This window comes from Microcoleus anatoxicus, from assembly GCF_042465725.1.
GTDB classification, from domain to species: domain Bacteria; phylum Cyanobacteriota; class Cyanobacteriia; order Cyanobacteriales; family Microcoleaceae; genus Microcoleus; species Microcoleus anatoxicus.
In genome coordinates this window covers 2,093,402-2,105,466 of the sequence record NZ_CP120853.1, presented here as the reverse complement: position 1 = coordinate 2,105,466, position 12,065 = coordinate 2,093,402, and the positions used below count along the sequence as shown (strand labels likewise).

The 12,065-nt window shown below is 44.8% G+C and carries 10 protein-coding genes; 2 read left to right on the top strand and 8 right to left on the bottom strand.

Going from position 1 to position 12,065, the window contains the following annotated elements; genetic code table 11:
* The first annotated feature begins 199 nt into the window (after positions 1–199).
* Positions 200–1,048, top strand: coding sequence for an AAA family ATPase (locus tag P2A85_RS09045; RefSeq protein WP_377478848.1), 849 nt, complete (start codon positions 200–202; stop codon positions 1,046–1,048).
* A 190-nt stretch (positions 1,049–1,238) separates the two neighbouring features.
* On the opposite strand, the gene P2A85_RS09040 is transcribed toward P2A85_RS09045, so the two are convergent.
* The 7 genes from P2A85_RS09040 to P2A85_RS09010 form a co-directional block, all read right to left on the bottom strand.
* Positions 1,239–3,965 carry a CHAT domain-containing protein gene (locus tag P2A85_RS09040; RefSeq protein ID WP_377478846.1) on the bottom strand — a complete coding sequence of 909 codons (2,727 nt, stop codon included), beginning with the start codon at positions 3,963–3,965 and terminating at the stop codon, positions 1,239–1,241.
* Positions 3,966–4,323: 358 nt separating this feature from the next.
* On the bottom strand, positions 4,324–4,758 hold the full coding sequence (locus P2A85_RS09035; protein ID WP_377478844.1) for a PIN domain-containing protein: 435 nt from the start codon (positions 4,756–4,758) through the stop codon (positions 4,324–4,326).
* Between the two features lie 2 nt (positions 4,759–4,760).
* Positions 4,761–5,057, bottom strand: coding sequence for a hypothetical protein (locus P2A85_RS09030; protein ID WP_377478842.1), 297 nt, complete (start codon positions 5,055–5,057; stop codon positions 4,761–4,763).
* Positions 5,058–5,313: 256 nt separating this feature from the next.
* Entirely contained in the window at positions 5,314–6,171 is an 858-nt protein-coding gene (locus P2A85_RS09025) for a DUF1822 family protein (RefSeq protein ID WP_377478840.1), read from the bottom strand.
* Complete coding sequence (locus tag P2A85_RS09020; protein ID WP_377478838.1) at positions 6,171–7,076, bottom strand: hypothetical protein; 906 nt, start codon at positions 7,074–7,076, stop codon at positions 6,171–6,173. The genes P2A85_RS09025 and P2A85_RS09020 overlap by 1 nt, the downstream gene beginning before the upstream one ends.
* A gap of 475 nt (positions 7,077–7,551) precedes the next feature.
* A complete protein-coding gene (locus P2A85_RS09015) occupies positions 7,552–8,829 on the bottom strand; it encodes a hypothetical protein (RefSeq protein ID WP_377478836.1) in 1,278 nt (425 codons plus the stop codon).
* 242 nt (positions 8,830–9,071) lie between these two features.
* Positions 9,072–9,791 carry a hypothetical protein gene (locus P2A85_RS09010; RefSeq protein ID WP_377478834.1) on the bottom strand — a complete coding sequence of 240 codons (720 nt, stop codon included), beginning with the start codon at positions 9,789–9,791 and terminating at the stop codon, positions 9,072–9,074.
* Positions 9,792–9,861: 70 nt separating this feature from the next.
* Between P2A85_RS09010 and P2A85_RS09005 the strand changes: the two genes are divergently transcribed.
* Positions 9,862–10,452: a Uma2 family endonuclease gene (locus P2A85_RS09005; protein WP_377478832.1), complete on the top strand. Its 591-nt coding sequence runs from the start codon at positions 9,862–9,864 to the stop codon at positions 10,450–10,452.
* 71 nt (positions 10,453–10,523) lie between these two features.
* Here P2A85_RS09005 and P2A85_RS09000 read toward each other — a convergent pair whose 3' ends face one another.
* Complete coding sequence (locus P2A85_RS09000) at positions 10,524–12,059, bottom strand: mercuric reductase (RefSeq protein WP_377478830.1); 1,536 nt, start codon at positions 12,057–12,059, stop codon at positions 10,524–10,526.
* Between the last annotated feature and the right edge of the window lie 6 nt (positions 12,060–12,065).

Genomic DNA, 12,065 nt, shown 5'->3' with positions numbered 1-12,065 from the left:
CGGATGAAGTTCGGCAACGGATTTTGTAACGGATTTAACGGATGAATTATCGAGTGTGAAGTTATTTGTTATTTGTTTTGGTTATTTGTTATTAGTGATGATCTACCAATAAACAGTAACGACTAACCGATGCCCGATGCCCAATGCCCGATGCCCAATGCCCAATGCCCAATTACCAATTACCAATTAGCAATTTACCATGAAAAGAGTTATTGTACTTGTCGGTTTACCTGCTTCGGGAAAGTCTCAATTTGCGCGAGAGTTGCTGCTGTCTGAACCTGCTAGATGGGTTCGTAGCAATAAAGATTTGTTGCGAGAAATGGCTCATGCTTCTCATTGGTCGCCGGCGAATGAAAAGTTTATTGTGGAGTTGAGAGATCGGATTATTTTGATGGCTTTGGAAAACGGGAAGCACGTCATTGTTGATGATACTAATTTTGGCCCGCATATCGAACATATTAAAGAGTTGGTCAAAGGTCAAGCTGTGGTGGAAGTTAATGATTCTTTCCTGCAAGTTCCGGTGGAGGAATGTATTAAACGGGATTTGAAAAGACTCAATTCTGTGGGCAAAGATGTGATTATGAAGATGTATAATAGGTATGTGCGGGTTCCGGTTTCGCCACCGGAATATAATCCCGATTTGCCGGATGCAATTATTGTGGATATGGATGGTACTTTATCGCTTTTGAATGGTAGAAATCCTTTTGATGCTTCTAAGTGCGATCGCGATTTACCGAATCTGCCCGTCTTAGATACCATCCGCAAGTGGCAGTCTAGCGTTAATATTATCGTAGTTTCGGGCAGAACCGATGATTGTCAGCCTCAAACTGAAAAATGGTTGCAGCAGTATGAGGTTAATTATACTGGTATTCATCTGCGAAAAACCGGAGATATGAGGAAGGATGCGATTATGAAAGAGGAAATCTATCGGCAGCATATTGATGGGAAGTATAACATTAAATTTGTGTTGGACGATCGCCAGCAAGTTGTTGATATGTGGAGAGGCTTGGGATTGACGGTATTTCAAGTAGATGAAGGGGATTTTTAAAGAAGACTCGGCGGTTGAAACCGCGTCTACACAAACGAAGGACTCGGCGGTTGAAACCGCGTCTACACAAACGAAGACTCGGCGGTTGAAACCGCGTCTACACAAACGAAGTCCGCCTTCGCGGACTAAGAGATAAACGCGGTATTTAAGCTGGGTTTCTTTGATTTTTACGGCGGCAGTCCTAAAGAAATTAATGCAAACCCTGACAAATAAACCCCGACCAATAACTCAAATCATCAAAAGGATTTGACATAGTGTAAAGATTTTTCTGCAAACTTTCATATCCTTCCTTTCGCTTCCGAATCTCAATTTCCTCCTCCGTTTTCTTGTTCAACTTCTCCTCCAACTCCTTATACTCAGCCGTACCATCTTCATATTCGTCCTGCTGCGATTCCAAGTCTTCTAATTCTTCCTGTACCAGATGCAATTTCCGCTTTAAATCCCCAATAATTTTCGGAAGCAGGGCATCGATTTGCGGTTGATAAAGCTTCTTCAACTCCGCCCCCGAAATCGTCCGCAACCGCACCTGCGCCCGCCGCAAAGCCTCTGGACGGCTCAAACCTTCCCGACGATACTGATAGTAAAAAATCGAAAACAGCGAAGTAGCAAAATCATCTACCGCCCACAAAGTGCTGACCACACTGCGAGCTCCAGCACACAAAAACCCCGTACCCAAACTAAGCAGATTATCCGTAATTTCCGTATCTCCTAAATTAGTTTCGCAGCAAGACATAAACACATCCGATAACTGCGGCAAGCGCCAACCAGGAGTCATCAATTCCCCTAACGTGATACTTCCATCACCTAAAAACAACCGCGATTCTAAAGGATTGTCCAAACGCGAGACAGCGTGGTGACTGGAGTGGATGACATTCACATTTTGGGCGAGGTTTCGATAGGTGGCGACTGTTGCTTGTTGACTTCCTTTTAAGCGTTCAGTTACCGTCACAATTTCGGCAATTTGTTCGCACTCAAAAGGAGTGAAGTACAAATCATCCGTGGCATTTTCTACAATCCCGTATTTCGGTGATTCGATAGTTGGGCGTTGACTGCAATACTCCAAGATTCGGCAACTGGGAACATAACGAATTAGGAAATAATCGCTAAGAACCCCCCCCGGCCCCCCCTTGCTAAGGGGGGGAGAAAGAAGAGATTTTTGTTCCTTCGTAAGGGCAGAAATCTCACTCTTAAGCCCCCCCTTAGCAAGGGGGGGTTGGGGGGGTTCTTCCTCAACACCAAGCGAAGAATTCCCACTCTCAAGCCCTGGATTTGTAGGGGCGGTGCCCCCGTGCCCGCCCTCCTCGGTTGCGAGGGTATTAACCGGCAAAGCCGCCAACGGAATCTGATGCAAATACAAATGCGGAATCACAATCAATTCCTCAATCCCCGCCAAACAATTACCAATCAACTCATCAACCTTCAACCGCCGCGACAACTGAGACAAAAACTCACCCATCCCCTGCCGCCAACCTTTCCTATCCTCCAAATAAGGCGACAACCAACCCTTATCGATCCACTTCTGAAAACTTCCCCAACCCTCACCCTGACAAGTGTGAACCTGCGGCGCTTTATCCTTGTAAATCACAAAAACATGAGTGTCATCATCCGTCGTATAAAAACAAAGAATCGCCGTCTGGGAATTATCAATCAACCGCTGCATCGCCACAAACTGCATCGGCACAACTTGAACTTGTCCCGCTAAAACCGGATCTAAACGGCGAATGTTTTCCCAGATTTGCTGTTTATCGGCTTCCAATTGTTGAATCTTCTTCGTGTAAGCAGAAGTATGCGCCCGACTCCGCGACTGACTCCCCACACCGGCTAATTCTTTATTCCCCTCAGATGGATTGCGGAGTTGTTCAACTTCTGCGTCAATTAGCTGCTGCTTCGCTTTAAATTCCTCCAAATACTCTTTCACTGCGGGCGGAATTTCGCCTTTAGCATACAAGTCATTGCTGTGCATTAAATCCACTAATCGCTGAGCACGGGTTCTGTCGCAATATTCTATGGCTTTTTCCAGTTGGTTGTTGTTGACAGCAGCTTGAATTGCCTTTTCGTAAACACCGATGGATTCTGCTATCATCTGTTGGCGAATCTCGTCGGAAGTTGCCCAACTTCTGCTTTTTTCTACTGCTTGAATTGCTTTCTCGAATCCTTCCAGGGCGATGTCCCAGAAACCAGCAGTGAAAGCGGTATTGCCGAGGTTTCTACCAGTTATGAGACAGTTTAAAGGGAAAGCTATAGGAGTATAAATCTCTAAAGCTTCCCGATAACAGGCGATCGCCTCTTCAATATTCCCCGCCCTGAGTCCTTCTATTCTGTCACTATAGGCATTCCCCAAATTGTTTTGAGTCATAGCCCAATCTTCGGGATAATTCTCGCGCTTGTAGACTTCTAAGGCTGCGGTATAACAAGCAATGCCTATTTCTAAATTCCATGCCCGCCGCCCCAGGGGAAACTGCTGAATTAAGTTGCCAAAATTGACAATAACTCCTGCGAGTGATGCAGCTTGTTCTGAGGTAACTTTTGTGAATTTGGATGTGGCCCAAATTTGTAATATTTGAGCAAAATTCAAATCCAATTTGTCGAAGTTTTGTTGTAAAATAGGATAGACAACTTGAGGATTTACGTCACTATCTGACGTTGCTTGTAACACCTCCATCAAGAAAGATAAATACTCTTCAGGAGTTGCTGTACTGCGAACATGATTTGCCAATTGTGCCGCCAGATTCTGCAACCAACCTGCATTGGATTCGCCCTTTTCTGCCATATTCGCCGCCACTGCTTCCATGACTTGCACAAAATCCGCATCAACTAACTCTCGATGGGCTTCGAGAATATCACCCTCTTCACCGCTAGGGCACTCAAGCAGGGCTTGAATCAGTTGGAGATAGGCGGCGAGGCGTTGTTCGTCCATTGGAGTTTACCTTTGATTTCTGTGTATATATATCTATCGGCAATTTGGGGGGAAATTATGCAGATTCCCCGAAAAATCTTGTAGGGGCGGGTTCACCAACCATCTCCGGTAAAAACCCACAATCTCGAAAACCCGCCCCCACCCCATGAAAAAATCCCAAAAACCCAATATTTTGACGGTATTTCGATATTGATGGCGGGGATGGGGCGGGTTTATGAGATTGTCGATTTGTATCAGATATTGTTGGTGAACCCGCCCCTACAAATCATGGCAATTTATCATATTTTTGGACGGTATCCGCCCCCACCCCATGCAAAAACTCCAACAAACACAATATTCTCATTCCAAGTGGAGAGGCTTAAAGAGGCACTTGCACTAATCGCCTGACATCATCTCCCAGCCGAGTAAAATCATTAGGGTTAAGAGTCAACAACACATCCACACCTGCTTTCAGTGCAGCTTGAGCAATTAACCCATCGTAAATCCCTCCCCCTGGCAGGTTTAAACTAACCATTCTACTTACTGTTGCTTGGTAATCCTCCGCAGTCAAAACAACCTGATTAAAATCACTCAAATTCTCTACAATTAACCGCTGTGCTAACCCAGGATTAATCCGAGGTTGACGAGGAATTCGAGTAAGTACCGAGTAAAGTTCAGCTATAGTGTGAGTTGAGACAAACGCTGCAATCTCCCGCGATCTAACTCGCTCCAACCAAGATAAGCTTTGAGAGTGACTGGGATGATCTTCTATTAACGCTGCTACCAGAACGGAAGTATCGAATAAAACGTTCATTATTAAATAAAATTCTCCATTCTTTCGGCGCGCATATCGTTAACAATTGTATTCCAATTCATCATCTTTTCAGTTTGACTTAATGCTGCTTTGACGACCAAGACTCCACCAACATAATGAACCAAGGCTTCTTCACCGATATTTTCTGATTCGCTGTTGGCAGTTTCATCGGATGGCGAAGCTACTTCTTGGTTTCTCCGCTGCCATAACAGGAAATCAGCAAACTTGAGGATTTCTTGCAGTTCTATTTCAGAAAACTTTTTCAGTTGATCAACAATTTTTGTTTGGAGAGACATCATGGCTATTTTTTCCTTGCTTGACACAATAGCTAAATTTAGTATCTGGTAGGGTGCGTCGCTGTGAGACTTTCGATTTTGTTTCGAGATTGTTGATAGCGACGCACCCTACGGTATCTTCAGTTGGTGGGTATATTGATTCATTGTAATGAATTTTAGGGTTGAGTTGTGGGAGTCCAGAAACCGGGTTTTTACGACAATATTTCGTTTCCACCCGCAGATGTGGCCAAAAACCCGGTTTCTTCAGTCGGTGAGTGCCCTAAGATTCATCGCCATCTCCCCAAATCTCAGCTAATTTCTTCATCCACTTTTTAGCAATCCGATTCAGTTTCGCTTCCACTTTCGTATCAATATCTGAAGATTGATGACCAGATAAAGATGTCTCTCTATTTCCCAAACCTCCACTACTAGCACCAATTCTTGCTAAAGCTTTCCCCCCTTCATATCCCCAGTCAGATTTCTCACTACTGCCATAAACTCCATTCAGAATTGCCACAATTTCCGCAATAGATTTGTTTTGCAACTTCTCCCGAACTTGTGCTTGTACGGGGTCATCTTCTTCTAAATCCGATAGCGCTTCTTCTAAATCCGATAGCTCTTCTTCAAGTAGAACTTGCGCCACCGGAATTCCCAACTCAATTCGATCCAAATAATCCAACAATTCCTCAATTGGTTTGAGATTAGTGAGAGAAATCTCTTCAGTTTCCTCCTGAATTTCCACAGCCGGAATAAAGCCCAAAAGTTTGACTTTATCGAAAGGTTCCGCAAACTGAACTGCGAGATAAGCAATCCGATTTTCGCGCACTTCCGGCAGAGAAATCGCCGTTTCTCCAAGCATCACCGGACAGCATTCAATCTTGCCAATTCCCGGTAAGACTAAATCCGCAACATCCAAAACCGCCCGCATTCCTGGATGCCAACTATCACCGCCATCAATATCGGTTTCCAGTTCCATCCATTCCAAGAAATAGTTAACCGCCCAAACCGCCAAGGTATTGAAATAAACCCGCTTGCCTTTTTGCGGATTAGCTTGCTCTGAAGCAAATTGCAAAGCCAAATTGCGCGCAGTTTGCTCCAGAGGAATTTCTAACAAATAAGTATCCATGCTATTCACCATTATTCCTCCGGTTGATATCCAAACTCAAGTACAATTTCTTTAAGTAGCGGCAAACTTGCTCTTTTCCAATGAGAGTTTAGAGTTTGATACTTAATGTTTAACTCTCTGGCAATTACAGACAATTTATCAGGAGGGTCTTTCAGCAATCGCCGTGCGAGTAACTGAGAATTAGCATCCGGTTTGTCACTGGGATAACTGTTTCGCAGTTTTCCATCGGGGTCGTCTTCAATATACTGCCAAAGCTGGCGGCCGATGCGCTGCTGATTTTTCGCTTGTTCTCGCTCAATCAGTTGCTCAATCCCAACTTCTGTGGTATCGTCAGCCACTCCTTCAGCATCAAATTCTTCACCTGTTTTGCTCTTAGTTGGAGCATCCAAACTAAAAGTAAAAGGTTGCCGTTCTAACTTGCGATATTGGTCAAGAATTTTGAGTTGAATAATTTTATTAAACCGCTTAACCACTCTGGTTCGCAAGACATCATCAGCGATATTATCGAGGTCAATTCCCCGCAAAAATATCGGCAGCGTTTTGAAAAACCCGCCATAGGCTTCATTCAGTGCTCCATCAAAATCAATCTTAGGATCAGGTTCGCGATATTTGCGACTTCCGGGCAAATCGGGAATCAGTTTACACAATTGATTTTTGAATCTTTCTTGTTTCTGACTCCCCTGTTGGGAGTCTTTCAAGAGTTGTAGAAGTTCGCGTAACTGTTCGTCGGTGTTCACAGGCACGTTGCTATCACATCGGGATAGTTCAATTATCCCAGAGAAAATAGCGCTGTAACGTTCCAGGAAGAACAAAGTCAAGGAAATCGGCTTGAGTTCCCAATGCAGCCACAAGTTGAAGTTTGTGGCTACAGGAACCAAGCCTGGTAAGGGTTCGACGGGGGTATCATGTCTCGTCATAGTCTAGTTTTTGGGTGTTGATACTTTGATGTCGCAGGGGTTGGGGGGTTTATGCAGATTTAGGGAAAGTTTTTTTTGCGGTGCCCCTGATGCGAGGACATCGTACTGTGCCCATTGGGATCAATTTAAGGTCAAACCCAATCAGAGACTGCTGTTTGGCGATTAAGGCCAGATCCCCCCTAGCCCCCCTTAAGAAGGGGGGGACAAGAATCGGATCAAAGTCTGTCAAAAAGGGGGGGGACAAGAATCGGATCAAAGTCTGTCAAAAAGGGGGGGGACAAGAATCGGATCAAAGTCTGTCAAAAAGGGGGGGGACAAGAGTCCGATCAAAGTCTGTCAAAAAGGGGGGGACAAGAATCGGATCAAAGTCTGTTAAAAAACGGGGGATAAGAATTCGATCAAAGTCCCCCTTCTTAAGGGGGATTTAGGGGGATCTAGACTGCGATACAAACGAGAGATACAGAGGGTTTCAGTCTCAAACAGTATCCTTCATTGCATCAGAATGTCGTTCTTGCCGCCACCGAGATTCGGCTTCTGCGTAACGCTGTCGCGCTGTGGTGATTTCCTCCTCGTAATGCTTGATTTTGTTGCCGTATTTGTGATTCAACCACTGAATGTCATGGGCGAGAATTTCCTTCAATTTTTGTTCTTGGACTTCCACCCATTCAATTTTTAACTGGGCCATTTGTTCTGGGGAATAAGTACCAGCGGGCGATTGATACTGTTCGGCAATTTGAGCAACATCGGCTTTAAACTTAAAGTAACGCTGTTCTCGTTTTTCGTCCTGTTCTTTTTCAATTTGATGTTTTTCTTTCTCGTACCACCCGATTTGAAAGTCAGCTTCTACCATGTCCCAATTCTTCAATCGCCCGCTGGTGTCGCCTTCGCTGACAAATTTTTCACGACGCAGGTTTAAGGCTTGCTCATAGGCGAGTTGTCGCTGTTTCAGAGCAACTTCTTCGTCGATTCCGGCAATCTGATTTGCCTCCAATTCGGTGATTTCTTGGGGGAGGCTGCTTTCGTATTGTCCGATTAGGGCACGGGCGTGTCCGGGCATTTCAAAGGCGTCGTTTTGCAGTGATGCTGCTCCCCATAACATTACTACGGGTAGGCTGGCTGCGATCGCATTTAACACAATTCCCCCCGGTAATCCCAACCCGATGACAATTCCCAGAGACATCGCGTATTCGGTGCCGCTCAATCCCAGGGCTAAACCGACATCGCTAAAGGGCAGTTTATTCAAATATTGACCTTCCACTTGTAGCACTAAGGCGGTTTGAGATTCGTAATAAAGTTCGCCAAATTCATTTTTGGGGGGATGAGCTTGTTTTTGTTTTTGGATATCTTGCAATGCTTGCTGAGTGCTACTTTTCTTGCGATGATGTTCCATAACTTTCATCACTTTTTTGTCCGCCACCACCCCCGCAGCGCCGCCGATGAACAAACTCGCTGGAATGCTCATACTTCCCATGCCAGAAGTCAGTATTTTGGCCCCTGCACTGAAGGTAATCGCACTGATTAACCCTACTAAAATATTGACTATTTTCTTGGTTTCAGGGTTGGGGGTGTTCTTTGCTAAGGGTGTTAAATCGTTAATCCGATTTTTGGCTTTTTCTCCTTCTGCATATCGTTTTTCCCGCTGACTCATTTGGGATTTGATTTGTTCGAGGAGTAGGGCGGTTAATTCTTGGGGAAGGTATTGCCATGCTACTATGCTGGAGGTAGAGTTATGGTGATTGGTGGTGGAGTTCATGGGTTTTATCTCGTTGTTTTTGGGCTTGATAAGATAGTGTCGCTACGGATTGAAGGTTTATGCAGAATTTTGATAAATTGTTTGGCTATTCCTTCTATGACTCGGCGGTTGAAACCGCGTCTACACACACAAAGTCCGCCTGCGCGGACTGAAGAAATATCCCTTCTATGACTCGGCGGTTGAAACCGCGTCTACACACACAAAGTCCGCGCAACGCGAGACTAAGAAATATCCGAACAGAATTAATTGGATTTAAGTGTCATTTTTCTGGCTTGGGTGAAGGCTGCATCAATGCAAGGATTCATCGATCGCCTCACTGCATCTTCGTCTTTGCTTTCATCTAAAACGCAGACACTCTCTTTGCTGCTCAACTGGTTAGTCAAGTCTTCGTATAATTGCCCTTGCGGCACGATAAATGAGATAACTACTCCCTGTTTTTCGATGTCATCAACGAGGGTTTTGACTCGACTAAAATCGATCGCCCGCTCCCCTTGACGTGGCTCAAAGTCATTGGCTACAATGGTGAGGATGCCTGGATTTTTGTTGGTTTGATGTTGTTGTTGAATGGTACTTTGACTCCGTTCTAATAAGGCAACTAGAGAGGTGCCCGGTTGTTTGTTGGTAATCGATCGCCCATTGTGTTGACATTCCCCCATTAGCGTTAAACTATTGGCAATGGAGATGGTTTTGGTGACGACGGCGCGATCGGCAAACGGAATGCTGACAGCGGTATCTCCCGGTTTATAATGTTGGCTGCTGAGTTGACAGTGGGTTTGTCGCTGTAAGGTGTAGCGATCGGCAGAGGACGAGTTATCATCAGCGCGGTAGTGTACAATGGGTTGAGTGGCGAGTTCTGGGTAAATGAAGGCTGCAAGGGCGATCGCGCTTACACCCACAGCAGCTACGATCGCAGGAGATTTGTACCAAGCTTTTTCCGATTCAGTTGTATAATTAACCATCATAGGGACTTCTCCAGTGCGCTTTGAAGAGATGTCGCAGAAGTCACCCAGTTTATGCAATATTCATTTTGTTATGATAGCCATTCCCCAAACACCCCAAAAAATGTCCGTTGAGGAATATCTCGAATGGGAAGCTCAACAAGAGATTCGCCACGAATACGTCAACGGCGAAGTTTTTGCCATGACGGGTAGTACAATTCCCCATAACGACCTTGCACTTAACTTTTACAGGAACTTGTACCCGCATCTACGTTCCACAGGCTGTCGGATGAACGTGTCAGATGTGAAATTGCAAGTCAGTTTTCAAAGCCGTTACTACTATCCTGATGTGATAGTTAGTTGCGATCCTCAAGACTTGAATTCTCGCACATTCATTCAGAATCCTAAAATCATTGTGGAAGTTCTTTCACCCAGTACAAGTGCTAAGGATAGGGATGAAAAATTCACTTGTTATCTAAAAATTCCGACTTTACAAGAATATATCTTGATTGATGCAGAAAAGATTTTCGTTGAACGTTACTGTCGGGGAGAGGGCAGAATGTGGCTTTACTATTCTTACACTGCTGGGGACATTATCACTCTATCAAGTATTGGGTTTAATTTGCCGATCGCACTTTTGTATGAAGGCGTTCAATTTGAAACAGAAACAGCAACAGAAACATAAAAGAAACACCTCTTCCAGTCCGCGCAGGCGGACTTTGTTTGTGTAGTAGCGGTTTCAACCGCCGAGTTATGTTATCGAGTCCAAGCCAGCCATTTATTAAACAAATTCTTCACAAACGGTGTCAAACGAGTGCGATTGTACGCATCCCCGGCTTTACGAATTGCATCAGCTTGCGTCGGATAGGGATGAATTACACTCGCAATTTTTCCCAAACCAATATTGTTGACCATTGCTAAAGTAATCTCGCTAATCATATCTCCGGCGTGTTGTGCAACTATTGTAGCACCTAATATTTGATCGCTACCTTTCTTGACGTGAATTTTCACAAAACCCTCGTCTTCTCCGTCAATAATTGCCCGATCGACTTGACTGAAAGGAATCAAAAATGTATCGACATCAATCGCTTTGGCTTGAATTTCAGCTTCGCCAATTCCAACGTGCGCCACCTCCGGGCTAGTATAAGTACACCAAGGTATCGTCAAAGCACTGAGTTTTTTGCGTCCAAAAAACAGCGTATTTTGAATGACAATCCTCGCCGCAAAATCAGCAGCATGAGTAAATTTATGCTTCATGCAAATGTCGCCCGCGGCGTAAATGCGGGGATTAGTAGTTTGTAAATTATCGTTGACAAATACACCCGTTTGTGTATCGTATTCAACGCCGATCGCCTCCAAATTCAATCCTTCGACATTGGGCGATCGCCCGGTGCCAACCAGAATTTCATCTACAGTCACAGTACCTGCTTTACCCTGAGATTCATAATAAATTACTTTGCCTGTATTTGTTTGCTCAACGCGCTCTATTTTGGATTCAAGTATTAACTGAATTTCTTCCCGCACAAACGCCTGCTCCACAATGTTAGCAGCATCGACATCTTCCTTGTCCAAAATGTGAGCATTTTTGTGGAATAACACGACTTCTGAACCCAGCCTGCGGAAGGCTTGAGCTAATTCGCAGCCGATCGGACCTGCACCAATTACTGCTAAACGCTGAGGTTTTTCGGTAAGGTTAAACACAGTTTCATTAGTCAGATATCCAGATTCTTCTAAACCGGGAATTTGCGGTTGTAGCGCCCGTGCTCCCGTCGTAATTACTGCTTTTTTAAAGCGGAGAGTTTGACCAGCCACTTCAAGTGTATTATTACTGGTAAAACGACCCGAACCTAAGAAAACATCGACTCCTAATTTGTCCTGATATCGTTGCACAGAATCAACATCGCTGATGTCGGCCCTGATGCGCCGCAATCTTGTCATTACGGCGGAAAAATCAACTTCTGTACCGTTAGGAACCCTAACACCAAATTTACTTGCTTCCGAGATATCACCGACAGTACGAGACGAACGAATCAGGGCTTTTGAAGGCACGCAACCGACATTTAAACAATCGCCTCCCATCAAATGTTTTTCAATCAAAGCAACTTTTGCACCCAAGCCCGCGGCACCGGCGGCGACAATTAATCCGGCTGGCCCGGCTCCAATTACTACTAAATTGTAACAGCTAGCCGGCTGGGGATTTACCCAATTTGATGGATGTAAATAGGAGACTAATTTTTGGTTGTGTTCGTCCATCGGGGGGACTGTTACGCGATCGACTTTTGATTGTGACATTAGCAA

Excerpts from the sequence above, each read along its gene's own strand:
- P2A85_RS09035 (WP_377478844.1), bottom strand. The coding sequence starts at position 4,758 with ATGAACGTTTTATTCGATACTTCCGTTCTGGTAGCAGCGTTAATAGAA.
- P2A85_RS09020 (WP_377478838.1), bottom strand. The coding sequence starts at position 7,076 with ATGACGAGACATGATACCCCCGTCGAACCCTTACCAGGCTTGGTTCCT.
- P2A85_RS09040 (WP_377478846.1), bottom strand. The coding sequence starts at position 3,965 with ATGGACGAACAACGCCTCGCCGCCTATCTCCAACTGATTCAAGCCCTG.
- P2A85_RS09030 (WP_377478842.1), bottom strand. The coding sequence starts at position 5,057 with ATGATGTCTCTCCAAACAAAAATTGTTGATCAACTGAAAAAGTTTTCT.
- P2A85_RS09025 (WP_377478840.1), bottom strand. The coding sequence starts at position 6,171 with ATGGTGAATAGCATGGATACTTATTTGTTAGAAATTCCTCTGGAGCAA.
- P2A85_RS09015 (WP_377478836.1), bottom strand. The coding sequence starts at position 8,829 with ATGAACTCCACCACCAATCACCATAACTCTACCTCCAGCATAGTAGCA.
- P2A85_RS09010 (WP_377478834.1), bottom strand. The coding sequence starts at position 9,791 with ATGATGGTTAATTATACAACTGAATCGGAAAAAGCTTGGTACAAATCT.
- P2A85_RS09045 (WP_377478848.1), top strand. The coding sequence starts at position 200 with ATGAAAAGAGTTATTGTACTTGTCGGTTTACCTGCTTCGGGAAAGTCT.
- P2A85_RS09005 (WP_377478832.1), top strand. The coding sequence starts at position 9,862 with ATGATAGCCATTCCCCAAACACCCCAAAAAATGTCCGTTGAGGAATAT.
- P2A85_RS09000 (WP_377478830.1), bottom strand. The coding sequence starts at position 12,059 with ATGTCACAATCAAAAGTCGATCGCGTAACAGTCCCCCCGATGGACGAA.